Genomic DNA, 25,086 nt, shown 5'->3' with positions numbered 1-25,086 from the left:
CACCCCTGCTGAGGTGCCTCTTGGTAGTGTAACCGACTCCATCTAAAGACAAAAGTCGGACTACAACTTATTTTTTAGCTGCCGCCATTTGAGCTGCAACTTCTGCGGCGAAGTCTTCTTCTTTCTTCTCGATACCTTCACCCACTTCAAAACGGATGAAGTTGATCACGTCAGCAGAGTTTTGCTTCAGCAAATCACCCACCATTGTGCCAGGATCTTTAACGAAAGGTTGACCAGTCAAGCTGATTTCGCCAGTGAATTTCTTCATACGGCCAAGAACCATCTTCTCTGCGATTTCAGCAGGCTTGCCGCTCTGCATCGCAATTTCCAACTGGATTTCTTTTTCTTTCTCAACAACTTCAGCAGGTACATCTTCAGGCTTAACGAATTGAGGGTTGCTAGCCGCTACGTGCATTGCAACGTCTTTCGCCAAATCAGAATCACCGCCGTTAAGGATAGCAACAACACCGATACGGCCGCCGTGGATGTATGTACCCAGGTTATCACCTTCAACAGAGATAACACGACGAACATTGATGTTTTCACCAATTTTCGCAACAAGGGTGTCTCTCATGTCAGAAATAGTTGTACCGTCGATTTCACTGCTGTTCAACGTTTCGATGTCGCTGATTTTGTTTGCCGCTGCAAGGTTCAATACCTTGTCACCGAAAGCAAGGAAACCTTCGTCACGAGCAACGAAGTCAGTTTCACAGTTCAATTCCATCATAGTGGCAACACCGTCAGCCACTTTAGCCAGGATAACACCTTCAGCCGCGATACGTCCGGCTTTCTTGGCGGCTTTAGCCTGACCAGACTTACGCATGTTTTCAATTGCCAACTCGATGTCACCATCGGTTTCAACCAGTGCCTTTTTACAGTCAAGCATACCAGCGCCGGTACGCTCACGAAGTTCTTTTACAAGGGCTGCAGTCACTGCCATTTTTGCTTTCCTCAGGATAAATTTTAATTGCGACAGGCTGCTGCACTTCTCACTACCTGCCATCAGAAATTCTTTGATAAACAGGGGCATTACGCCCCTGTTCATTATTTAATTGCTTCAGACCATGCAGATGATCCGAGCAAGCGAGCTATTACTCAGCTTCTACGAAATCGTCGCTCTCAGCTTGAACTTCGATATTATCGTTACGACCAGCATTGATGCTGTCAGCTGCTGCATTCAAGTAAAGTTGTACAGCACGGATAGCGTCATCGTTACCTGGGATCAGGAAGTCGATGTTGTCCGGGTTGCTGTTAGTATCAACTACAGATACAACTGGAATGCCCAAGCTTTTCGCTTCTGCAATAGCAATGTGCTCATGGTTTGCGTCGATAACAAACAAGCAATCTGGAAGACCGCCCATGTCTTTGATACCGCCCAAGCTCTTTTCAAGCTTTTCCATCTCTCTTTGCAACATCAAAGCTTCTTTCTTGGTAATTTTCTCGAAAGTACCGTCTTGAGATTGCTGTTCCAATTCTTTCAAACGCTTGATTGATTGACGAACTGTTTTCCAGTTAGTCAACATACCGCCTAACCAACGCTTGTTAACGTAGTATTGGTCACACTTTTGAGCAGCTTCTTTAACTGCTTCGCCAGCTGCACGCTTAGTACCAACGAACAATACTTTACCTTTCTTGGCAGATACGCTTGACAAGAAGTTCATTGCGTCGTTGAACATTGGAACGGTTTTTTCAAGGTTGATGATATGAACGCGGTTACGAGCACCAAAGATGAAAGGCTTCATTTTCGGGTTCCAGTAACGAGTCTGGTGACCGAAGTGAACACCTGCTTGTAGCATGTCGCGCATTGACACATTAGCCATTAGATTTTCCTCTTATATGGGGTTATGCCTCCATACATCCCAACTCTCGATCCCGGCATAGAAATCAACGCCGAAACACCCCGACAGTCGTGTCGATGTATGTGTGTGTTAAAAAATGAATTATGTACGCATAAATGGCCTGATTGTCAGCACAAAAATTAATGCCAAAAACCAGCAACCAAAATGCGCGGCGCTTTATACCATGAACTAGTATTTTTAACAACCGTTGGGCTACGATTAGGCTTGAATTGCTGACAAAAAATGCCTTGAAGTGTCTACTCCACTCCCTCTCAATAACATTAAGAAATTTGATTTTATTGGCAAAAACAGGGAGTGATGAGTCATTTTCCTTAGTTTCCCCCTGTCTCAGCCATGTACAGCGGGGCTCCCGTTAGTTAAAATGCAGGCAATTTCTATAAATCGAACACTGAGAATCCCGTTTTGTCTATTGTTATAAAGACTCCAGAAGAAATCGAAAAAATGCGCGTTGCGGGTCGTTTAGCCGCTGAAGTCCTCGAAATGATTGGTCAGTATGTGCAAAAAGGCGTCACGACAGACGAACTTAACACCATCTGTCATGATTATATTGTTAATGAGCAAAAAGCCATTCCTGCACCGTTGAATTATGGTCACCCACCGTTCCCAAAATCCATTTGTACGTCACTGAATCATGTGATTTGTCATGGTATTCCTACAGATAAAAAGCTGAAAGACGGCGATATTCTCAATATTGATGTCACTGTTATTAAAGATGGTTATCACGGCGATACCTCTAAAATGTTCGTTGTGGGTAAACCGTCGATTCTAGCGGAACGCTTAATCGCAGTGACTCAAGAATGCTTATACAAAGGCATTGAAATGGTGAAACCCGGATGCCGTTTGGGTGATATTGGGTCTGTTATTCAAAAACATGCCGAAGGCCACAATTACTCAGTTGTACGCGAATACTGTGGTCACGGTATCGGTGCTACGTTCCATGAAGATCCTCAAATCCTGCATTATGGCGTACCTGGCACTGGTGAAGTGCTAAAAGAAGGCATGTGCTTTACTATTGAACCCATGATCAATGCCGGAAAACGTCACAGTAAGCTATTACGTGATGAATGGACGGTGGTTACCAAAGATCGTAGCTTAAGTGCTCAGTGGGAACATACGCTTTTAGTGACTGCTAATGGTTGTGAAATTCTTACCTTGAGAGAAGAAGAAACGATCGATCGTATTATCTCTCATTAGGACTTATTTTCTTAAGGCTTCGCCAGGGAACTCTCTATCTATTTAACCTTTCGGAGCAGTAAATGAGCAGCCATAGTTTGCTTAGTCAGATTCAACTGATTAGTTCAGTTGAAAATCGTGAGGCCTTTAAGACCTGTATTGCCAACTGCTACGACTGGCTCACTTCCGAATACAATGGCACAGAAAACATTGTTTCGCTGGTTGAAGGTAGAGCGGCATTTGTCGATGCCCTTCTGTGTCACATCTGGCGCTTGATGGATTTGCATCAGCAGCCAATCAGCCTGATTGCTGTAGGTGGGTATGGTCGAGGCCATTTACAACCCTACTCCGATATTGACCTGTTAATCCTGAGCAAAAAATCCTTAAGCAAGGATCAGCAAGAGAAGATTCAGGAATTCATCACCTTGTTATGGGACATCGGGCTGGATATAGGTCAGTCAGTACGTACTATCAATGAGACCTTCGACTTAGCAAGAAAAGATATCACCATTGCCACCAACCTTATCGAGTCTCGTTTGCTCATTGGCGACCATAGCAACTTTGAAGCATTGCAAGATAAAGTGCACAGCAAAAAATTCTGGAGTAGTCAGGATTTCTTTCTGGCAAAGTACGAAGAACAACAAAATCGTCATGCCAAGTTCAACGATACTTCTTACAACCTGGAACCCAATGTAAAGGAAAACCCGGGGTGTTTACGCGACATCCAAACCATCGGCTGGGTTGCCAAGAAGCACTTCCATGTTATTACCGGTAAAGAGTTGGTTGAGCATGGTTACTTCACCGAAGACGAGCTTACCGAATTACACGATTGCCGTAAAAAGCTGTGGGATATACGTTTCACGCTGCATTTACATACCAAGCGTAATGAAAATCGCTTGTTGTTCGATTATCAGGCCGATATCGCTCGCAAGCTGGGTTACTACGATGAAGAGCAAGATCAAGGTAACGACAAACCTGCGGTAGAAAAAATGATGCGTGAATTCTTCCGCGTTATTCGTCGTGTCGCTGAGCTCAATGGCATGTTGTTGCAGCATTTCAAGCAAGACATCTTGCCATTGAAAGTGAGCACTATTGAACATGTTAACGACGATTTCGAGTTGCGCGATGGCTTGTTATATCCGCTGAATTCCCGTGTGTTTGATAGTCCTATACGCATTATGGCGTTCTTTAAATTGCTCACCAATATGTCAGACGTCAAAGGACTTCATTCCGCTACGCTACGTTTATTACGTAATGGACGCCGTGCTTTCTCAGCTCAGTATTTTTGTGAAATTCCTGAGTGCCGAGAACTGTTTTTAGAGCTGGTGAAAGACATCCGGTTCTTTGGTCTCCCCTGGGATTTAATGCATAAGCACGGCATCATGCAGGCGTACTTGCCACAATGGGATCATATTGTTGGCATGATGCAATTCGACTTATTCCATGCCTATACAGTTGATGAACATACCCATCGCTTAATCAAACAACTTGCTTATTTTGCCGATGAATCACGCAACGACTCATTCCCGCGTTGCGGCAGGATCATCAACAACATGGATAAACCTGAACTCTTGTTTATTGCTGGCATTTTCCATGATATCGCCAAAGGCAGAGGGGGAGATCACTCCAAGCTTGGAGCCAAATGCGTTACCGCCTTTGCGGAAATGCACAATTTGGAAGAAGAAGACACCAAGCTAATTTCCTGGCTGGTTGAAAACCATCTTGTGCTTTCCGTGGTTGCACAACGACGCGACATTTATGATCCTGAAGTTATTCAGGAATTCGCCACAGCCATGCGCAATCAGAATTTTCTGGATCATCTGTATGTCTTAACCTTGGCAGACATACGAGCCACCAACGATACCTTGTGGAATGATTGGAAATCATCCTTGCTCAGAGAACTCTATTTGCTGACCAGTAAAGCATTAGAGAATGGTTTGCAAAATAAAGTAGATTTGCAATCTCGCATTGATGAACACCGCAAACAAACCAGACAGTTGCTCACTGAAAACCAACTGTCTTTAGAAGATGCCGAGTCTCTGTGGGCTCAATTTCCCGATGATTATTTCATCCGCTTTAAACCCGCTCAAATCGCCTGGCATACTCAATCCATCTTGAAGCATTTGGCAGAGACTGCCGGACAGGAAGGCGCACAATTGGTCGATATTGCCAATGGTACCCTGAAAGCCGGAACGGAAATGATCCTGTTCTGTAAGGATAGACCTGCTCTATTTGCTCAAACAGCTTCCGTATTAGACAGCAAAAATTGCTCTATTCACGATGCTCAAATTTGCGCCCTTAACAACGGCTACATATTTGATAGCTTTATTGTGCTTGAGCATGATGGTGGTCAAATTCAATCGGAAAGCCGTTTGCAAAGCCTGCGCAAGGCGGTACAAGAGCAACTAAATAAACCCGGTGTAGAGCACAAAAACCAGCGCAGAATGCCACGCCAGCTAAAACAGTTGAATGTGCCCACCAAGGTACGTTTTTTCTCCAGCCAACCGGACGCAACCATGTTAGAGCTGGAAGCACTGGACGCGCCCGGTTTATTAGCTAAAATCGGACACCTGTTTGTAAAGCAAAACCTCACTTTGAAAGTGGCTAAAATTACAACCATCGGTGAACGCGCAGAAGATTTATTCATTATAAGCAATCAGGACGGCAAAGCATTAAGCAATAGCGAACAAGTTGAATTGAAGAATAAAATTATTGAGCTATTGTCTGAATAACGACGCAGAAAGATACCTTTAAGTACAAACAAATCGAAACAGGATATTCCCATGTCTGATGTAAAATCAATCATTGAAAATGCCTTTGAGGATAGAAACAACATTTCCCCAACAACGGTATCTGTAGAAGTGAAAAAGGCGGTCAATGACACCATCGAGCAGCTTAATTCGGGTGCCGCCCGAGTGGCAGAAAAGATTGCCGGAGAATGGGTAGTCCACCAATGGCTTAAGAAAGCCGTATTGTTGTCGTTCCGTATTAACGACAACCACATGATCCCAACTTCAGAAAACCGTTACTTCGACAAAGTCGCACTGAAATTCAGTGACTACACCGAAGAGCGTTTCAGAGCAGAAGGTATGCGCGTTGTACCCCCAGCTACAGTAAGAACAGGCTCTTATATCGGTAAGAATGTGGTTCTGATGCCCTCTTACGTCAATATTGGCGCTTATGTTGACGAAGGCACTATGGTCGATACCTGGGCGACAGTAGGCTCGTGCGCTCAAATAGGCAAGAATGTGCATTTGTCGGGCGGTGTAGGTATCGGTGGTGTACTTGAGCCACTTCAAGCCGGCCCAACCATCATTGAAGACAACTGCTTCATTGGCGCTCGTTCAGAGATTGTTGAAGGCGTAATCGTAGAAGAAGGCGCGGTTATCTCAATGGGTGTTTACATTGGTCAAAGCACTCGCATTTACGATCGTGAAACCGGTGAAGTTCACTATGGACGCGTGCCTGCTGGCGCGGTTGTCGTTCCCGGCAATTTGCCTTCAGCCGACGGTAAGTACAGCTTATACGCTGCCATTATTGTAAAGAAAGTAGACGCACAAACCCGCTCAAAAGTGGGCATTAACGCACTACTTCGCGCCGCTGACTAATTCGTTTGAAATAGACTTAAAATAGAAAGGCTCGCAATCTGCGAGCCTTTTCTTTTTAGCCTTACTTGTGATTCAACTTATTTAACGAAGAAGTCGCTAAAAACAGCTATCACAAACAGCTTAAACCGGCTTATAAACCTCATCAATCCACGGCAGAACATCTTCTTCCGCATCATAGGTTTCCATTGCATCAACAATTTTCAGGTCAGCCAGAGGATTACCCTGAAGTTCAAGCATTAATTCATAGGCTTGTTTGCCAGCGCCAGCGAAAGTATCACCGTAACTGCTATCGGCTAATCCAACAACAGCAAAGGGTTTGCCATTCAACATTGGCATCTGCTCTTTAATATCGGCAAAGAAGAATTCTACGTTGGGCGGATACTCACCTTGACCAGTAGTAGAAGTGATAATCAGAACACTTTCCGCTTTTTTGAAATCATCCACACTAGGATCATCGTAAATTTCTGCGCTATATCCCAATGACGAGAGTTTTTGCTGCACGCTTTCCGCGACGCTTTGAGAATTGCCGTATACAGTACCTACAAAAATACTAACTTCAGACATGAATTACTTGCTCCAAATTTTTCGAATTTCTTGCTTGGGATAATCCCACTGGGATAGCAACGTTAAGATGCGATCATCAATAGATGTTTCAATCTCCAATAACTGATTGGTGACCGGATGCCTCAAGGACATTCTATTCGCATTCAACGCCAGTCCATAAAAACCAAATTGTTCACGCACAAAAACGTTGTGCTTACCGTCGCCATGCGTGGTGTCACCCAAAATGGGGTGCCGAATATGAGCCATATGACGACGAAGTTGATGCTTTCTTCCCGTTTGAGGGTACAACTTAAGCAGCGAATAACGCGCTGTTTGATAACGCCCAACCGGATAAGGCAGCTCAAAAGTAGCAACAGGCTCATAATGGCTAATAGCCGATTGCGCCTCTTTATCCTGGTCCGCCATTTTGTCTGCGATTTTGTCCAACTCTTCTTTTAATGGGTAGTCAATAACACCTTGCTCGTGGATATAACCCCTCACAATTGCGGTATACCCTTTATGTACCTGATTACTCGCAAACTGCTCACCAAGCACTCTGGCAATATCAGAAGATAATGCAAACAACAACACACCGGATGTCGGTTTATCCAAACGATGAACCGTATAAACATGCTGCCCGATTTGATCTCGTACCATCTGCATGGCAAAACGGGTTTCACTCCGATCAATCATGCTCCGATGTACTAATAATCCTGCGGGTTTATCAACCGCAACGATATGTTCATCCTGATAGAGAATATTTAGAGACACGCACTACTCACTTTCATCAAACACTACTCGCTTTCACTAAAGAAAGTATCAATACGTCGTATCACTTCCAACAAGGGAGCAATACCAGCATGTTTAATGAATGCCTCTTCAGCCATAGGCAACAATGCCATTTTCGAAGGCAGGGGTAATTGCTTGACAATAATCCCTCTCATTCTGGGTAGAAAAACATACTGCAACCACTCCTGAAAGTACATAGTATCACAGCAAAAAGGTAAATTACTTTCAAAGGCTTGTTCAGCTGGTGGCTGCTCACTCCAGAGTGAAACAGACTTAAGCACCCACTCCAATTCCTGCAACAACGTATCAACTTGTTGGTGACTGATTATTTTCTCGCTCAATGGCACACTCTCAATTGTACATTGTCGACCAGTTTCTATTACAACCGCTGTATATAAGGTTTATCGATCAAATTACAAGATCCATTTATTCATCTTTAGAACACTTCGTTGGTTGTAAAAATGAAATTTGCCCCTACCATGGGTATTCCTGATTAGAAACAGTGCAACAAAGCATACTCTCGGAGCTCGTTAGAATATGACCTTAATGGATATCATCTACATAATGATAGGCAGCGTTATTGCTATCCAGTTTTGGCATATCCGTGGTATCACGGAAAGGGCAAATCGACATCTGTTCCATTTCTGTCAGGAAAGAAACCTGCAATTGCTCGCAGTGGCTAGATTCAAAACACGAATAGGCATACACAGGGGCAAACCTGATTGGCATACCTTTTTTATATTTGAATTTTCAGGAAATGGAACTGACAGCTATTCGGGGACATTGGAAATGAAAGGTAAGCAGGTTATCAATACCGATTTACCTGCTTATCGGGTGAGTTAAGTTACTTCACACTTATTTTAAGAAGCAAACTGTTCAAGACTCAAGCGGCTGCACTATCAGGCGAACTTGAGCCAGATGAATTTGAAGGATTAGCAACCGAATTGGTTCTATCACGAAACATCAAATGACCTTTGATATTTCCTACTTCCAACTCTTTGATCAAACGATATCCGCCATTTTCAAAGAAGTGTCTGTACTTATCTAGGGTCGCATACACTGCAATACCAGAGCTATTGTCATCTTCCAGCATGACGCCCTCAACCGCAGACATCAATATATGACCCAATCCGTGATGCTGAGCATCAGGATGCACGCCAATAAAAGACAACATATGAAAATGCTCGGCAGGCACGTTTTCTCGAACTTTTTGCTCTTTTTCCAGCATTTGCATAGTGCAGAAATAGCCCGCGGTTAACAGCATTTTCAAACGCCAATGCCAAAAACGACCAGCGCCAAATGCAGCCTCAGAACTGTTCAAACAGGCAACTGCAACCATGCGTTCATCATCAAACAAACCAATCATAGGTTGCTTGGCAGCCCAGAACGCATTCAACTCTTCACGAATCGCAGAACGTAAACGGGTTTCGTAACCTTCCAGGTTAACCTGAAAAATATCGCAAAAGACGGGATCATCCCGATATGCCTGAAACAGAAGGGAGCAGGCTATCTTCAAATCTTCCGCAGTAAGGTATACAGCTCTTACATTTTGGTTTTGCTCGATGGCTTCACAGCTAGTCATAGCGATCCTTATTGCACAAATTTAATTGCAAACTTACCCCAGGAACACGAACTTGTTAACAAGGAGTTAATAATTTTATATAAAAATGTCACAAAAATAAGCCTACAGGTCAATTAATTTCTTGCTTGACCTCAAATCTTGATGACTGAACGCCTTGTTGTGAGTATAGAACTCGTATTAAGTATAGAAGTGTTCTGGATCAATGAAGCAGTTAAATGGACGAATTAGAAAATAAAGCCGGAAATAAAAAGCTGCCGGGGAATACCCCGACAGAAAAAGAAGGTTGGGAAAACAACCTGAACGAAGAATTAAAGCTTGTTGTAAGACGCTTCGCCCCAGCCGATTAGCTTGTCGTCTTTAAATACTAATGGAGTACATTCATCTTTAGTGGTTATGCCATCACCTTTACGACGGTGAGTACGATAAAACAGCACCATGTAACTGCTGTCATCGGCTTTATGAAATTCGGTAAAATCAGGAACACCCAGAATTGAGGTCACTTGAGAGTGATTAAGATCCAGTTGCAGCTTGGAAATACTATCACGATTCTGATGTTCGCGATTTTCCCAATCGCCATGAGAGCCATATCCATCATCGCCTCCCACACTAATAACACATCCGCTCAAAGTTAACGCTAACGGGATCATTGCCATCATGGCTATTTTTCTTAATTGCATTGTATTGTCCTATTATTATGACTGTGTGTATTTGGTTAGTTATTCCGTATCGACTAATCAATATCAATGCCAAAACATAACATATTGTTTTAATTGAATTTAATAAAAAACCACTTTAATTAGCATCCTCATCTATTGAGCAATTTCACTATTATGTAGTTAAATTCACACCCTTAAACAGAAGTAGCAGGAATCAGCAGTGGATCAAACCCTGATAAAAATTTGCCAACAACTTGCTCAGCAAGGAAAACGTCCAAGTGTCGGCTTATTGAAAGCAAAAGCGCCAAAGCAATATCATTTATCGGATCTGGTTGCCGCGGTGCAATATTGGAAAGCTAATCCGGATATGGAATTAACCGAATCGCAAGAAGATAACGAATCGAAGAGTAGTAACAAGTCTCACTCAGAAATGAGTAAGGCAGAGCTCATTGAGAAAGTACAGCAATTAGAAGATAAACTGCAAAGGCTGGAAGCTTTGGTGAATGTACTGCATACCAAGCTTAAATAGTGCTTGGTATGCAATCGCCCTGAAGATTTAACCAGAAGATTTTGTCAGAAAATCTAATCAACCACGACAGGTTTCAATTCAGAGATAAACTCTGCCAGATCAGAAGCCAATATTTCACCGGGCTCTTGCCCAACGGGCTCTAACACAACCTCCCCCGTTCCATTCAACACAGACAAAATGTAATTTTCGTCTTCAGTTTGAGCGAAAAACAAGGTGTCACGTTGCCCCAGACGACGCTTCATCAATAAGTGCGCAATCAGGTTTTCTTGTAAACGAACAAAATCATCCTGGTTCCATACCATTAACAGTTGCAAATCACCTCGTGCCGCTCTGGCGTTTAGATGATCACTCCAAAAACAGCAGAAATAATCCTGATAATCAGGATGTATCTGCATATCCATACCCATTTCAAGTTTATTGAAATTCAGCTCAATATTCTGAGCTGTGGGAGTCCATATACAACTGCCTTCTGAATCACACTCAGTGACACAAGGCGACTCCCAACTACAATCGAAGTTAACACGCAGTTCTTTGCCTGCATCGCGATAAACTTCAACGTATTTTTCCACAAAACCCAATAATGCAGCTTTAGTCCTCGACAGCATATAAAATCCTACTAAAGTCTCTGATAAACTCCATCAGTTCGATTTAGGTTAACATAAACGTTTTTGTTTAGGATGCAATTATCATGACACAGACTTCTACTCGCTCACAAATAGAACAGTCAGGTGAATTAGCTCACCTAACCCTGGGTAAGGAAGTCACCTATGAGGAAAATTACAACCCAAAGCTATTACAGGCGGTGTCTAGAGAGCTGGGAAGAAATGCTATCGGCTTGCAAAAATTACTACCGTTTTCGGGTGATGATTTGTGGAACGGCTATGAATTTTCCTGGTTGAATGAAAAAGGTAAGCCCAATGTCGCCATTTTGGAGTGTCGGGTTCCGGTAACATCGCCGAATCTGATTGAGTCAAAATCATTCAAAATGTATCTGAATAGCTTCAACCAGACCCGTTTTGCCACACTTGAAGAGGTTGTTGAGAAACTAAAACAGGATTTGTCTGGTTGTGCAGGGGAAACCGTGAATGTTCAGATAGCTCCCGTCGCAAGCTTAAGCTCACAGCAACAAATAGCACAGTTACCTGGCGAGTGTATTGATGATCAGGACGTTACAATTTCAAGTTATCAGCCCGACAGTCAGCTATTACAAACAGATTCGGAAATAGTCACAGAGACATTACACAGCCATCTTTTGAAATCAAACTGCCTGATTACAGGACAACCTGATTGGGCGAGCGTATTGATCAAGTACAAAGGCCCGAAAATACAACGTGAAGGCTTATTGAAATATCTTGTAGGGTTCAGACAACACAATGAGTTTCATGAACAATGTGTTGAGCGGATTTTTAACGATATATTGAACACATGTGAGCCTGAATCACTGACCGTACTTGCCCGGTACACGCGAAGGGGGGGACTTGATATCAACCCATTCCGCAGTAATTTCGAAGCACCTTATGAAAACCTGCGTTTAATACGCCAGTAAAACTGGTAGTTTTTTTTCTCTCAAGAATAGAGTAACGTAAATATCGGGTAATGAAGCTATTTCTTTAAATTGACTTTTAGTTGACCAAATGGTCAACTAAAACCAAACTTAAAGACAGACTTAATTGATCTGAATTTTACGTTATTAGCCTCAACCCGGAATAAGAAGATGCATTTATGAGGAATAGGCATCACTCATTTTATTTTTGATCAGCCATTTTTAGTCAGCAAAACCAAAGAAGCACTCAAAATAGCCATCAGAAATCAGAGTCTTATCCCGAGTTGAAGTTAATCATAAATTCGCAGGTAAGCGTTGCTCAGTCTTATCGACCTTGAATACAAATAACACCGTCTATTCAACTGAACTTCGCTTTATATTCCCTTTAACCGTTGGCAACAGTAGTCAAATCGCCAACCTCTGAGGAACCTCTATACGATGAGCACAATACAACTAAACGCTCTCGGCGTTATGAGTCAGCTGTCACAACTTGAAGTTGACAGATTAGATCAATCAACCAGTAAGGAACTGTATCAAATCTTCCGAAACTGTTGTTTGGCCGTATTAAACAGTGGCGCCGAAAAAGACGATTTCGAGGAAATGTTCTCTCCTTATGAAGATTTTGAAGTTAACCTCATACGCAGAGAACGCGGCGTAAAAATCGAGTTGGTCAATCCTCCGGAAATCTCTTTTGTCGATGGCAAGATCATGCAAGGTGTACACGAACACTTGTTTGCGGTTTTGCGCGATCTATTGCACATGAGTGCCAAATTAGAAACCCATGAACTTGATTTAACCGATGCTGTACATATCACCCACGTAGTGTTTGATATGTTGCGTAACGCAGAGGTTATCCGCACCGAGCAAGACCCCAATATGGTGGTTTGCTGGGGTGGACACTCCATTAACGATATCGAATACAAATACACCAAAAAAGTAGGCTATCAACTTGGCCTGCGTGAAATGAATATTTGTACCGGTTGTGGGCCTGGCGCCATGAAAGGGCCAATGAAAGGGGCGACCATTGGTCATGCCAAGCAGCGCTATCAACATGGCCGTTATTTAGGTATTACTGAACCAAGTATTATTGCCGCGGAGCCACCAAACCCTATCGTAGACAAGCTGGTTATCATGCCTGATATCGAGAAACGTTTGGAAGCCTTTGTGCGTACCGCTCATGCCATTGTCATTTTCCCGGGTGGTGTGGGCACAGCCGAAGAATTGTTGTACTTGCTTGGCATCATGCTGCATGAAAAGAACAAGGATCAAATATTACCCATCGTGCTCACAGGCCCTAAAGAATGTGAAGAATACTTCCGTTCCATTGATGCTTTCGTTGGTGCGACATTAGGTGAAGAAGCACAAAAACTTTACGATATCGTTGTCGATGATCCTGTAAAAGCCGCGCGTTTGATAAAGCAACGTCAGGCTGACGTAAGACAGTATCGTAAAGAAACCGGCGATTCCTACCATTTCAATTGGTCATTAAAAATTGAACAGGAGTTCCAGAAGCCATTCTTCCCAAGTCATGAAAATATGAGCAATCTGAACCTGAGCTTTGATCAACCCAAAGCGTCGCTGGCTGCCGCTCTGCGCAGAGCCTTTTCGGGTATTGTTGCGGGTAATGTCAAAGCGGAAGGTTTGGCTCAAATTCGTGAACATGGGCCATTCCAGATTAATGGTGATCCTAAACTCATGGAAATGATGGACGCACTATTGAAGTCATTTGTTGCCCAAAAACGCATGAAATTACCCGGTAGTGAATATATTCCGTGTTATGAGGTAATTCGCTCTTAATCCTTAGGTTTCAACCTTATTGACCTGAACCTTCTCCCAATGCCGGAAAATTTACGATTAAAACCGTAGATTTATTCCGGCACTGTTTTACAATTCCAAAGAGTTAAGCGAACGACTGTACGGAAAAATGAATAAAATCGTTAAACGTGTCTCTCTGGGAATTGTCGTATACATGGCCTTTGCGGCACTAGTTATTCTCTATTTCCCAGATAAACCTGACAATATGAAATGGGAAGACAGGGAAGAATATAACAGCATGAAAATTGCCACGTTAAAATTAGGAGCTACTCATAGCGCCATTCTTGAATTACTGGGTTCTCCCGATATCAGCGAAGCGAAAATGGTCGCCAAAGACAAGCTACAAGTGATGTTCTACCGAACTCAACGCAAAACCGCTGATGGTTTTACTTCTCAAGATGAATGCACTCCCCTGTTATTTAAAAACGATGTATTAATCGCGTTGGGGAAAAATGCCTATACTCAATTTCAGGACAGCTAAACAAGCATGCATCACGGCAAACAACCGTAAGTTAAACCACAAGTATTAAAGTACAGGATATCGTGTCGAACGCTAATACCAAGATTGCACACCAGCTTCATGAGTTGTACAGGGACTTGGCACGATTGATTATTGCTTATCAACAGCAAAAAATATCCACTTCTCTGCTTCAAGCCACCTTCGACTTCAGTGATCAATTTATTTTGTCAGGGCGTCAATATCCAGAGCAACTAGTCGCACAACTGCACTTTAACAAACCATCATTGCCCTATTCTATTAATCTGGTTTTTAACCAACTCGTATGCACCTACTTGCTTGCTCAGCGAGAAAACTGGAATGAAACCGCATTACAACAGTTGCTTTGTTGTGTTATCAGCCAATTTGCCGGCCATCTTAACCTGAAGAAAGATCAGGAAACCGATGCACAAGAGACAGACACAAAAAGCGTTCGCTCTCAAATAAGAACACATAACCTGCCATTGCTAAAAGCACTGAAAAAGCTCTCTCTGGAAATCTGGTATCAAGGATTACAAAAAGCTGAACAACGTTGGCATTCATCACCATTAGCCACCTTGAAGCATATTAAAGGACAGCATACGCTCAACAAACTGCTGTCCATCACTAGCTGCTTTGGCTTTTTAATGACACGGAACCAGCAACAAGCCGCGACAAGTTTTGCCAATGCATTACAAAGAATTGCTCAGCAATTACCCAGCAGTGAATATCAAAAGATAGAGTCTCTACTTTCTTATCCCGGGCTTTTTCCACCCGGCTCTATCGTAAAACTTCATGATCAACGCTACTTTCTGGTTCTTTCGCTGCTACAAAACTCACTTGTAGGTAAATACTTCGACGCCCAAACATCCAACTGTTCAGCAGAAGTCGAAACCATTACAGGAAACCAGATAAAACAAGCTCTAGGCACACAGCACTTAAAACATCTGGAACGAATTGATGACTGGTGGAACCAGGACTGGAAAGGGTTCGTTGAGGGACAACCGGATCAAGATGTTCGTCAATTAAGTTACATCCCCTTCCGCCTGGATAAGCCCCCTCCAACGTTATTGAAGATCCAGGCTCATCTTCAAAACGATGACTTTGAAATCAATGAGCTAACTCAATTAATTTCCGATGAACCAGTGTTCGCTAACCATATAAGAAACACTGCAAGCCAATATTCCCGGGAACACTTGAAAATTAGCGATGTAAAACACGCCTTGCTGATGCATGGACTTGATAGAGCCAACGCCATATTGATGGAGCATGCACTCAATGTGCGCCTCAATCAGCATTATTTCCCACTACAAGAATACTTGCTGCAATACACAGCAACATTTAAGCAAATTGTGGCGATTATTGCTGAACAAGGGAGATCATTCCCGGCAGAACAAGCCATGTGCTGGGCAGGGTTTGCCAGCTCTGGACTCTTTACCATCGCCTCACTAAAAACAGAATTAACCACGAAAAGTCCCTCAGCTGGCTACAAAACCAGCGATCTTTATCCAGTGGAATCTCCTAATCATTTACCAGAACATGGCATTACATTGGCAAAATGCTGGATTCAGGATCGAGAATTGATTCAAGCACTGGATTATCTGGAACAAAGTGCAGCTTTTGAAACAGAAAAACGCAGTAACAAGAAACTTAAAATCGCAGCTCTGCTAGGTTGCGGAATGGTACTTTGCAAACAGATCTATGCGCCAGAGAGAGCACTCAGTAACGAAGAACAAACGTTTTTACAGAAAGCCGTCTATGTACTGGGAATACAGCTCGAAGACATACCACAAATTAAGACCCATGCATTGGAAAGGCATCATCCCTATTCGCCTTTGTATTAAGAGATCATTCATCAACTTTATAGTCACAACACATAAAAAAAATACTCCCTTTTCTCCTTAAAAATAGGGCTTATCAGTTGGGAAAAAATTTCTTTTTACCTGTAGTGGTCTAATAATCCCGGACACCAATTTAGGTGGTATTCTTACCACTCAATAGAAAGGTGTCTAATGTCAAAACAACGTCGAACTTTTACTCAAGAATTTAAATTGGAAGCAGCAAGCCTTGTTCTTGATCAGGGTTATTCAATTCCAGAAGCTTGCCGAGCTCTGGATGTTGGTGAAACGGCGATGCGTCGCTGGGTTGAGCAATTGAAAAAAGAACGAGGTGGGTTTACTCCAGAAAACAAGGCTCTGTCTGCTGAACATAGAAAGATCCAGGAGCTTGAAGCACGAATTAACCGCCTGGAAAGAGAGAAATCCATATTAAAAAAGGCTACGGCTCTCTTAATGTCAGACGAATGGAGCAATACGCGCTGATTGACCAATTAAGAGAGCATGAAAGCATTGAGGTACTTTGCGACGCATTTAGCGTACCGCGCTCAAGTTATTACGATTACCGTGAGCGAGACAAGTCAATTAAACGTGATGAGTTGGTGTTAAGAGCAATGCTCCATGAATTTTTCAATCTTAGTCGCCAGTCTGCCGGGAGTCGCACATTAGTCGCCATGTTGAACGGAAATGGCATCGTCGTCGGCAGGTTTAAAGTCCGCCGTATTATGCAAGATATGGCGTTGGTCAGTACCCAGCCTGGAAGCCACTCATATAAAGTAGCATTGGTTGAGAGGCCGGATATTCCGAACCTGTTGGCTCGTGAATTTAATGTTGAAGAGCCGGATCAGGTGTGGTGCGGCGATATTACTTACATCTGGTCTGGCAATAAATGGATATATCTTGCCGTCATTCTGGATTTATATGCTCGCAGAGTGGTTGGTTGGGCGTTATCTGAACATCCTGATACCGCATTGGTTATTAAAGCCCTGGACAGAGCTTACGAGCAAAGAGGTAGGCCGAAGAATGTCTTGTTTCATTCAGATCAAGGGAGTCAATATGGTGCACTTAAATTTCGTCAAAGGCTGTGGCGCTATCGTATGAAACAAAGCATGAGCCGTCGAGGGAATTGTTGGGATAACAGCCCAATGGAACGTGTGTTTAGAAGTTTGAAAACGGAATGGATACCATCAACTGGCTATCAGTCATATCTGCAAGCAGAGCGAGACATTAGCTACTACCTGATGGACTACTATAACCATCAGCGACCACATAGTCACAATGGGATGATTGCACCAGCATTAGCTGAAGAAAAACTTAATTTACTGTCCGGGAATAGTTGACCACTACAACCAGCTTCATCGTCAAATTGCGTTGAAATGCCCAAAAACACCTATTTATCTATATAGAAAAGTCGCTCGGGAAATGATATAAAGCGCACCCCGAAACACCAGTAAATAGGCTAAACTGACTAGTAGCCACCATTAAATTCAAAGGAAACATCAATGACACAACGTATTACCGTAATTAAAGGCGATGGCATTGGGCCAGATATTGTAGATTCGGCTCTGCAAGTATTAGACAAAGTTGGATGTGGCTTTGAATATGATTTCGCTGATGCGGGTTTGGTTGCTTTGGAAAATCATGGTGAACTATTACCTCAGGCTACACTGGATTTAATCGCCAAAAACCGTGTAACACTGAAAGGCCCATTAACGACCCCGGTTGGTGAAGGCTTTACATCAATCAATGTCAGCTTGCGTAAGCAATTCCAATTATACGCAAATGTTCGTCCAGTGATTTCCTTCAAAGGCACTAAAGCGCGCTACGAAGACATCAATATCATCACTGTGCGCGAAAACACTGAAGGCATGTACTCAGGTTTGGGACAAGTTGTATCGGAAGACGGACGTGAAGCCGAAGCCATGAGCAAAATCACGCGTGATGGCGCCGAACGTATTGTCCGTTTTGCTTACGAGCTAGCCAGACGTGAAGGCCGCAAGAAGGTTACAGCAATACACAAAGCAAACATTTTGAAATCCACTTCTGGTTTGTTCCTGAAAGTCGCTCGTGAAATCGGTCAGGAATATCCTGATATTGAGTCAACAGAGATGATCGTTGACAACGCGTGCATGCAGTTGGTAATGAATCCACATCAATTTGATGTGCTCGTTACCACAAACCTGTTCGGAGACATTCTGTCTGACTTATGTGCAGGCTTAATCGGTGGCTTGGGTATGGCTCCTGGCGCAAATATCGGTAAAGACTGCGCGATCTTTGAAGCTGTTCATGGCTCAGCACCCGACATCGCAGGTAAAAACCTGGCTAACCCATCATCAGTGATCCTGGCATCGGTTCAAATGCTTGAGTACCTGAACATGGGTGATAAAGCTCAGAAGATTCTTGCTGCATTAAGAGATGTAATTGAATCTGGTGACCGTACAACTCGTGATTTGGGTGGTACTCATGGAACCACAGACTTCACTCAAGCATTGCTGGAACGTCTATAAATAAGATTTCAGAGAGGTTGGTTCCCCCCAACCTCTCTTTTCCCATATCCCTCATTCCCATTTTTATCTCCCTTGGCTTTTCTCTATCTCTTCTCTGGCTCAACTTTGCTATCCGATCTTTAAGTTACCAAAATCTATAACTTTAGATTTTTACCTATACTTGACTAATTTTTACCTTATTGCTGTTATAAAGGCCGGAGTGAACAAGCTCTGGTTATGGAAAATTATTAACTAACGGAAAGGAAATGGAATATGAAGAAACTCTTCACAAGCCTTCTCACTATTGCATTACTTCAATGCGCCTTTACTAACTTCGCTTTTGCAGAAACCTCGGGGACGGAGCAAACAGTTGCTGTTCAATCGGCTTTAATCAACATTAATACAGCCAGTGAATCACAGCTTTCATCCTTACCCGGGATCGGCAAATCCAAAGCGAAGGCCATCATTGAATATCGTGAATTAAACGGTGAGTTTAGCAGCATTCAATCCCTAACCAATGTTAAAGGTATCGGTGATCGTATGCTAGGCAAACTCAAAGGTAAAATAACGGTTTAGTTTTGCAGGTAGCGAAAGCTACATGAAGGAATAAAACGAAGAAACAAGTAAAGGTGCTCGCGGTTTTCCCTCTCCCGTTCAGCACCTTTTTTCATCTTTTGATGTATGCTTAAAAAATTAAAGAAAGTTAAATCAAAGACTTAATAAATTCTTTAAACTCAGCGCCAATATCGGGATGACGCAAAGCATATTCCACATTCGCTTTCATGTATCCCAGTTTACTGCCGCAATCATGGCTTTTACCAACCATAGCGTAAGCATCAACATCCTGAAAACTCATCAATGCTGAAATGGCATCTGTTAGCTGAATCTCATCGCCAGCGCCCGGAGGCGTCTTTTCCAGCAATGCCCAGATAGAAGGAGACAGAACATAGCGCCCAACGATTGCAAGATTAGAAGGAGCACTTTCAACACTCGGTTTTTCAATCATTTGAGTAATTTTGGCAAACTCTCCAGCGTTGATTTCCGCACCATCAACATCAACAATCCCGAATTTGCTTACTTCATTGCGATCCACTTGCTCAACCATAATCTGGTTAGCGTTAGTTTGCTCATAGCGTTCAATCATCTTAGCCAGATTATCTTTAACTGGATTGCAAGAAGCATCATCAATAATGACGTCGGGCAAAACCACTGCAAAAGGACTATCTCCTACCAACGGATGGGCGCAACGAACAGCATGCCCCAACCCTTTAGCATGTCCTTGACGCACATGCATGATGGTTACATCAGACGGGCAAATAGCCTGAACTTCATCCAATAGCTGGCGCTTAACCCTTTTTTCCAGAGTCGCTTCCAATTCAAAGCTGGTGTCAAAGTGGTTCTCAATGCTGTTTTTACTGGCATGAGTCACCAACACAATATCCTTAATACCCGCTTGAACACACTCCTTCACCACGTATTGAATCAGTGGTTTATCGACGATAGGCAACATTTCCTTGGGAATTGCCTTGGTTGCCGGAAGCATTCTCGTACCGAGCCCAGCAACAGGAATAACAGCCTTTTTAACAGTTGTCATGATGGATACCCTTTAACCGATTTACCTCGACCAATACCGTAATACTCAATACCTAGCGAGGCCATATATTCCGGATCATACAAGTTACGACCATCAAAAATAACAGGAGCAGCCAAACGCTTTTTCACCTTGTCAAAGTCAGGCGCTTTAAAGACCTTCCATTCCGTACAAATAATGAGCCCATCAGCATCTTGTAAGGCATCAAAGGCATCATTAACAGGCTTAAGATTAATGTCATTCTCAAAGAACTGACATACAGGCTCATTAGCAACAGGGTCATACATAACTACCGTCGCGCCCGCATCAAGTAATGCACGGATAACCACTAAACTGGGGGCTTCACGGATATCATCGGTATTGGGTTTAAAAGAAGCGCCCCATAACGCAAAACGTTTTCCAACCAAACGTTCACCGTAGCATTTATGGATCATTCCCAACAATTTGTTCTTTTGATCCTGATTCACTTGTTCAACCGACTTCAAAATTCTCGCTTCATAGCCATATTGAGAAGCAGTATTAATCAACGCGCTAACATCTTTCGGAAAACAGGAACCACCGTAACCACAGCCAGGATAAATAAAGTGGTAGCCAATGCGGGGATCTGAGCCCATGCCATTACGCACCATTTCAATATCAGCACCAACTTCCTCAGCCACATTCGACATTTCATTCATAAAGCTGATTTTGGTCGCCAACATACAATTTGCAGCATACTTGGTTAGCTCGGCGCTGCGACGATCCATAACGATAGTGCGCTGATGATTGCGATTAAACGGCGCATAGAGAATGTTCATCAACTCCAGCGCTTGTTCGCTATCAGTGCCCAAAATAATACGATCAGGTTTAGAGCAATCCGCAACTGCCGCGCCTTCCTTCAAAAATTCAGGATTAGAGACAACATCAAAATCCAGCTCTACGCTACGCTTGCTCAACACTTCAGATATCGCATTCTCAACCAAATCACCCGTTCCAACAGGAACCGTAGATTTGGTCACAATCACACAATAGCGTTGCAGGTGTTCACCGATAGTTTCTGCCACTTTCAGAACATATTTCAAATCTGCAGAGCCGTCTTCATCCATCGGCGTTCCGACTGCAATAAATATAATCTCGGCATCCGTCACACCTTGCACTGCTGAAGTTGTGAAATTCAATCGTCCAGCCGCATAGTTAGACTTTACCAATCCATCCAGACCAGGCTCATGAATAGGGATAACTCCCTGCTTCAATAATTCAATTTTATTTGAATCTACATCAACACAGGTCACGCTATTGCCCAAATCTGCCAATACCGCAGCTTGAACCAAGCCCACATAACCGATGCCAAATACTGTCACTTTCACTGAGTCAGTCCTTAGTGTTAATTCGTTTTATTTATTTACGCAGACAAATTTCTACACCGACAAATGCCCGCTACGTAAAAAGTTATTCTACCTGATATAACGCTAACGTTTTTTCGTTAACTTTATATGATGAAAAATGCTCTTCTACCATTTTTCTACCATTCTCGCCCATTTGTTGACACAACTGGCGATCATTAATAAGTCGTTCCATTCTATCCGCAAGTTCTTGAATTGAATATAAAGGCACAAGAAAACCATTATACCCATCTTTGACCACTTCTCTGCACCCTGGAACATCAGTGGTTATAATTGCCCGACCGACCGATGCTGATTCAAGAAGCGATTTCGGTAATCCTTCACGATAAGAAGGCAATACAGAGATATGCGACGATTTCCATACATTGAAAATATCACTTCTAGACCCATGCCAGCTAACGCCCGATTCTTTCGCGATCTGAACTAACTCATCTTGCGCATAAGAATTAGGATTTTTGGGATCAATATCGCCAACTAATTCAAATTCCACATTCAACTGTTTGTCGTTCAACAGCTTTGCAGCAGCTAAAAATTCGCCAACACCTTTATCTTTAAGCATTCTGGCAACCAGTGTCACCTTTGTGATATCCGAATCAGGTAACACCTGAAAACTAAAATCATCAATGTTAATGCCTGCACCACGGATCAAGCTAATATGTGATTCCCGAATATTCAGTGTATCGGTAAAAAACTGGTAATCATCACGATTTTGTAGAATCAACGTCACACCAGACAAATTAAACAACAGGCGGTAGAGCGAAGAAAGAATACGTTTCAATATTCTCGCCTTGGCATGTTGGGAAATAAAAACAAACCCCAAACCACCTAATGCATTCACTATTCTGGGGACACCACATAATCGAGCAGCAATCGTGCCCAACAACACCGGCTTTTGCGCCACATTGTGAACGACATCGGGTTGAATAGAACGAAATATTTTCCAGACATTGTGCATCAATTTTAAATTAGCGAGTAAGCCAACGCTGGAACGATCGATATTGATAGGAATAACTTTAATGCCGGCATCTTCAATTTGCTTCTGATGCTTATCCACATTACAAACCAGATACACATCGTAGCCTTTATGAAGCGCACATTTAGCCACTTCCAATCGATGTGAACAGAAATACCAATCCTCAGAAACAAAATACACGAGTTTTTTCACTGAGTATCGGCTCCTGCCCCGGATTTTGAGTTAACGTGTGAGCCAGCAGCTAAATCGGCCCCAACATACAACGCGTCGTAAATATCAGCGATTGAAGCAATAGAAAAATGAGTTTCAATACGCTCACGATACAGCTTCCCTAATCGCCCTTGAGCATCATCATCCAAAGACAACAACTCATCCAGTTTCGCTGCTAAAGCCAGTTCATCATAAGGAGGAACCACCCACTCATGGTTATCCAGCAAATAAGCGCTATCCCCAACATCTGTTGTCATTGAAGGCAGCTCACACGCCATAGCCTCACCTAACACATTAGGAAAACCTTCGCCCCAATTTGAACCAAGCACGAAATAATCCAGACAAGGCATCAGTGCTTGCACATCGTTTCGTTCACCAAGCAAATGGATACGATTAGCTGCGGCGTCAGATCCAATATCCAACTCTTGAGTACCTTTACCAATGAGTACCAAATCAACATCAGGATGCTTATCAGCCACACTTAGAAAAGCCTTTATCAAACCTTGATGATTTTTCATCGGATGGGCTCGCCCTACATGACCAATCAAGCGAGTTTCAGAAGACTTGATGCCACACAGATCCCGCAATAAATTGGCGTGGTTACTATCCACCTTAGACTTCGGCAACCATTTTTCTAATTCAAAACCATTGGCAACAAAATGTACTTTGTCCTGCATATCCCAATACACGCCATGTTCCGTAGCACTTTTTCGGGAGTTAAAGATTATGCCATCAGAAAATCGCACCATGTATTTCAGTAATCGAATGACGATGCGCAATGAGGTTTTTTCTTGCTTTAAATCGTGCAGGCTATGGCGAATATTCCATAGCAATCGAATTGAAATCCCAAAGGAAAGCAGTTTCAGCAAGCTGGCAAACAAAGCGGCGTGATACATCCAGGCGTTAATAACCTGAATGTTTTTTTTGCGGATAAGCTGCAACACTTGAATGAATCGAACAGGAAACATCCAAATTTGTTTCAGGTTCAACTCAAGCACCTGAACACCCAGCTTTTGCAGCAACTCTCGATGCTTTCCACCTTGAGAAAGAGAAACAACCACTTGCTCTGAAGGTTTGCAGGACTTCGTCAGCAACTTATAGAGCATAGCCTCGGCACCACCTGTGCCAAGGCCAGTTATAATATGCATCACCTTCATTTTGGCTCAGTGTTCAACAATTCGAGATCAGTTAGCTGAGTGGATATCACCCAACATCCCAATGTACTTACCGCCAAACTCAAAAATACGGAATGGTTGTTGAGAAGACAGGCACAGCTCCATAAAAAACGAGTTGTCATTAATGTCATCCATAATCACAACGGCATTGGCAGCCAATTTAGGTCTTAGCATATCCATCGCTTGTTGACGCCCAGCATAGCGTTTATCGGAGTCGTAATGGAACAAATCAACCTGCTCAATCCGCTTTGTTATTTCCGGCAGATTCTTGGCATCACCATCAATAAACAAGTTCCAACGAGACTTCAAAGACTCAGGCACTAAAATGCCAATATAGCGCTCCGGGTTTTCCAAACGGAAATAAGGAAAATCACTGCTAAACAGTTCTCCGTTTTGATTTTTTTCCAGTGCAGATAAAAATGCGTGAGAGGAATACCCAGCCGCAACCCCCGTTTCAACAATAGTATTTGGCTTCATATAACGGGTTACAAAATAGATAAGCGGATAAAAACCGCCCCCACCTAAAGTCACATCGAGCTTGCTCAATACGTCATTAGCATGTTCTTCAAGCTGTTTGGCATAGGCCAATGACTCATCCCAAAGCTCAGCGTCCAGAGATTTGGCATACTCGGCGAAATCTTGCTTCTGTTCTGCCAGCCAGTTTAAATTTTTCTTATTATCTCTGGGATTAATGGCATCCCCTAATCTTGTCTTTATCTTTCCCAAGAGTATTGGGAACCGTTTAACATTCAGTAATTGTTTAATTATATTACGCAAGCTCATTTCAACGATTAACTAGTGATGGGTAGTTTCGACTTCAGAGGGGCAACAGACAGAGCAAAAAGCAATCAGACCAGTTTTG

At 42.9% G+C, this 25,086-nt stretch carries 25 protein-coding genes; 12 read left to right on the top strand and 13 right to left on the bottom strand.

All coding sequences use genetic code 11. From position 1 onward, the window contains the following. Positions 1 to 67: 67 nt before the first annotated feature. The gene (gene tsf / locus KIH87_RS04915) at positions 68 to 940 is read right to left on the bottom strand and encodes a translation elongation factor Ts (RefSeq protein ID WP_232360423.1); all 873 of its coding nucleotides are present in this window, start codon (positions 938 to 940) and stop codon (positions 68 to 70) included. Between the two features lie 151 nt (positions 941 to 1,091). Beyond that, positions 1,092 to 1,820: a 30S ribosomal protein S2 gene (gene rpsB / locus KIH87_RS04910; protein WP_232360422.1), complete on the bottom strand. Its 729-nt coding sequence runs from the start codon at positions 1,818 to 1,820 to the stop codon at positions 1,092 to 1,094. A gap of 441 nt (positions 1,821 to 2,261) precedes the next feature. On the opposite strand from rpsB, the gene map reads away from it, so the two are divergent. From map to dapD, 3 genes are all read left to right on the top strand, one after another. Next, a complete protein-coding gene (gene map, locus KIH87_RS04905) occupies positions 2,262 to 3,053 on the top strand; it encodes a type I methionyl aminopeptidase (RefSeq protein ID WP_232360421.1) in 792 nt (263 codons plus the stop codon). A 62-nt stretch (positions 3,054 to 3,115) separates the two neighbouring features. Further along, on the top strand, positions 3,116 to 5,764 hold the full coding sequence (gene glnD, locus KIH87_RS04900; protein ID WP_232360420.1) for a [protein-PII] uridylyltransferase: 2,649 nt from the start codon (positions 3,116 to 3,118) through the stop codon (positions 5,762 to 5,764). A gap of 51 nt (positions 5,765 to 5,815) precedes the next feature. After that, positions 5,816 to 6,640, top strand: a complete 825-nt coding sequence (dapD, locus tag KIH87_RS04895; RefSeq protein ID WP_232360419.1) for a 2,3,4,5-tetrahydropyridine-2,6-dicarboxylate N-succinyltransferase — start codon at positions 5,816 to 5,818, stop codon at positions 6,638 to 6,640. Between the two features lie 120 nt (positions 6,641 to 6,760). Here dapD and KIH87_RS04890 read toward each other — a convergent pair whose 3' ends face one another. From KIH87_RS04890 to KIH87_RS04880, 3 genes are read right to left on the bottom strand one after another with little or no spacing between them, the layout of a single operon-like run. Next, positions 6,761 to 7,204 (bottom strand): flavodoxin domain-containing protein, encoded by a 444-nt coding sequence (locus KIH87_RS04890; RefSeq protein ID WP_232360418.1) that lies wholly within the window; start codon positions 7,202 to 7,204, stop codon positions 6,761 to 6,763. A gap of 3 nt (positions 7,205 to 7,207) precedes the next feature. Then, complete coding sequence (truC, locus tag KIH87_RS04885) at positions 7,208 to 7,954, bottom strand: tRNA pseudouridine(65) synthase TruC (RefSeq protein ID WP_232360417.1); 747 nt, start codon at positions 7,952 to 7,954, stop codon at positions 7,208 to 7,210. A gap of 23 nt (positions 7,955 to 7,977) precedes the next feature. Next, positions 7,978 to 8,313 (bottom strand): YqcC family protein, encoded by a 336-nt coding sequence (locus KIH87_RS04880; RefSeq protein ID WP_232360416.1) that lies wholly within the window; start codon positions 8,311 to 8,313, stop codon positions 7,978 to 7,980. 196 nt (positions 8,314 to 8,509) lie between these two features. Here KIH87_RS04880 and KIH87_RS04875 point away from each other — a divergent pair, with 196 nt between their 5' ends. Next, positions 8,510 to 8,815, top strand: coding sequence for a DUF3301 domain-containing protein (locus tag KIH87_RS04875; RefSeq protein WP_332460729.1), 306 nt, complete (start codon positions 8,510 to 8,512; stop codon positions 8,813 to 8,815). A gap of 40 nt (positions 8,816 to 8,855) precedes the next feature. On the opposite strand, the gene KIH87_RS04870 is transcribed toward KIH87_RS04875, so the two are convergent. Together KIH87_RS04870 and KIH87_RS04865 are read right to left on the bottom strand one after the other, a co-directional pair. Then, on the bottom strand, positions 8,856 to 9,554 hold the full coding sequence (locus tag KIH87_RS04870) for a GNAT family N-acetyltransferase (protein ID WP_232360415.1): 699 nt from the start codon (positions 9,552 to 9,554) through the stop codon (positions 8,856 to 8,858). 308 nt (positions 9,555 to 9,862) lie between these two features. Next, the gene (locus tag KIH87_RS04865; protein WP_232360414.1) at positions 9,863 to 10,231 is read right to left on the bottom strand and encodes a DUF3192 domain-containing protein; all 369 of its coding nucleotides are present in this window, start codon (positions 10,229 to 10,231) and stop codon (positions 9,863 to 9,865) included. Between the two features lie 199 nt (positions 10,232 to 10,430). Between KIH87_RS04865 and KIH87_RS04860 the strand changes: the two genes are divergently transcribed. Beyond that, on the top strand, positions 10,431 to 10,739 hold the full coding sequence (locus tag KIH87_RS04860; RefSeq protein WP_232360413.1) for a hypothetical protein: 309 nt from the start codon (positions 10,431 to 10,433) through the stop codon (positions 10,737 to 10,739). Positions 10,740 to 10,792: 53 nt separating this feature from the next. Here KIH87_RS04860 and syd read toward each other — a convergent pair whose 3' ends face one another. Next, positions 10,793 to 11,344, bottom strand: coding sequence for a SecY-interacting protein (syd, locus tag KIH87_RS04855; RefSeq protein WP_232360412.1), 552 nt, complete (start codon positions 11,342 to 11,344; stop codon positions 10,793 to 10,795). A gap of 83 nt (positions 11,345 to 11,427) precedes the next feature. Between syd and queF the strand changes: the two genes are divergently transcribed. The 7 genes from queF to KIH87_RS04820 all read left to right on the top strand — a co-directional run bounded on the left by queF (position 11,428) and on the right by KIH87_RS04820 (position 19,469). Beyond that, the gene (queF, locus tag KIH87_RS04850; protein WP_232360411.1) at positions 11,428 to 12,285 is read left to right on the top strand and encodes an NADPH-dependent 7-cyano-7-deazaguanine reductase QueF; all 858 of its coding nucleotides are present in this window, start codon (positions 11,428 to 11,430) and stop codon (positions 12,283 to 12,285) included. A 435-nt stretch (positions 12,286 to 12,720) separates the two neighbouring features. Continuing rightward, positions 12,721 to 14,079 carry a nucleotide 5'-monophosphate nucleosidase PpnN gene (gene ppnN, locus KIH87_RS04845; RefSeq protein ID WP_232360410.1) on the top strand — a complete coding sequence of 453 codons (1,359 nt, stop codon included), beginning with the start codon at positions 12,721 to 12,723 and terminating at the stop codon, positions 14,077 to 14,079. A gap of 127 nt (positions 14,080 to 14,206) precedes the next feature. Continuing rightward, a complete protein-coding gene (locus KIH87_RS04840) occupies positions 14,207 to 14,578 on the top strand; it encodes a DUF3192 domain-containing protein (protein ID WP_232360409.1) in 372 nt (123 codons plus the stop codon). Between the two features lie 62 nt (positions 14,579 to 14,640). Beyond that, on the top strand, positions 14,641 to 16,416 hold the full coding sequence (locus KIH87_RS04835) for an HDOD domain-containing protein (RefSeq protein WP_232360408.1): 1,776 nt from the start codon (positions 14,641 to 14,643) through the stop codon (positions 16,414 to 16,416). 168 nt (positions 16,417 to 16,584) lie between these two features. Further along, positions 16,585 to 17,747, top strand: a protein-coding gene (locus KIH87_RS04830; protein WP_232360407.1) for an IS3 family transposase whose coding sequence is annotated in 2 segments (ribosomal slippage) — positions 16,585 to 16,840 and positions 16,840 to 17,747 — 1,164 coding nt in all. Because the reading frame shifts where the segments join, the coding sequence is not laid out codon by codon here. Positions 17,748 to 17,909: 162 nt separating this feature from the next. Next, positions 17,910 to 18,914 carry an isocitrate dehydrogenase gene (locus tag KIH87_RS04825; RefSeq protein WP_232360406.1) on the top strand — a complete coding sequence of 335 codons (1,005 nt, stop codon included), beginning with the start codon at positions 17,910 to 17,912 and terminating at the stop codon, positions 18,912 to 18,914. A gap of 252 nt (positions 18,915 to 19,166) precedes the next feature. Then, positions 19,167 to 19,469: a ComEA family DNA-binding protein gene (locus KIH87_RS04820; RefSeq protein WP_232360405.1), complete on the top strand. Its 303-nt coding sequence runs from the start codon at positions 19,167 to 19,169 to the stop codon at positions 19,467 to 19,469. 127 nt (positions 19,470 to 19,596) lie between these two features. Here the strand turns inward: KIH87_RS04820 and galU are convergent, their stop codons facing one another. The 5 genes from galU to KIH87_RS04795 all read right to left on the bottom strand — a co-directional run bounded on the left by galU (position 19,597) and on the right by KIH87_RS04795 (position 25,001). Next, positions 19,597 to 20,487, bottom strand: coding sequence for a UTP--glucose-1-phosphate uridylyltransferase GalU (galU, locus tag KIH87_RS04815; RefSeq protein WP_232360404.1), 891 nt, complete (start codon positions 20,485 to 20,487; stop codon positions 19,597 to 19,599). Continuing rightward, the gene (locus KIH87_RS04810; protein ID WP_232360403.1) at positions 20,484 to 21,830 is read right to left on the bottom strand and encodes a UDP-glucose dehydrogenase family protein; all 1,347 of its coding nucleotides are present in this window, start codon (positions 21,828 to 21,830) and stop codon (positions 20,484 to 20,486) included. Before KIH87_RS04810 ends, galU begins: the two co-directional genes overlap by 4 nt. An 82-nt stretch (positions 21,831 to 21,912) precedes the next feature. Continuing rightward, entirely contained in the window at positions 21,913 to 23,031 is a 1,119-nt protein-coding gene (locus KIH87_RS04805; RefSeq protein WP_232360402.1) for a glycosyltransferase family 4 protein, read from the bottom strand. Then, complete coding sequence (locus KIH87_RS04800; RefSeq protein ID WP_232360401.1) at positions 23,028 to 24,197, bottom strand: glycosyltransferase; 1,170 nt, start codon at positions 24,195 to 24,197, stop codon at positions 23,028 to 23,030. Before KIH87_RS04800 ends, KIH87_RS04805 begins: the two co-directional genes overlap by 4 nt. 36 nt (positions 24,198 to 24,233) lie before the next feature. Beyond that, positions 24,234 to 25,001 carry a class I SAM-dependent methyltransferase gene (locus tag KIH87_RS04795; protein ID WP_232360400.1) on the bottom strand — a complete coding sequence of 256 codons (768 nt, stop codon included), beginning with the start codon at positions 24,999 to 25,001 and terminating at the stop codon, positions 24,234 to 24,236. Between the last annotated feature and the right edge of the window lie 85 nt (positions 25,002 to 25,086).

The organism is Paraneptunicella aestuarii, assembly GCF_019900845.1.
Classification (GTDB): Bacteria; Pseudomonadota; Gammaproteobacteria; order Enterobacterales; family Alteromonadaceae; genus Paraneptunicella; species Paraneptunicella aestuarii.
Note: the sequence above shows the minus strand (reverse complement) of the source record. Positions and strands in the feature narration are given on the sequence as shown.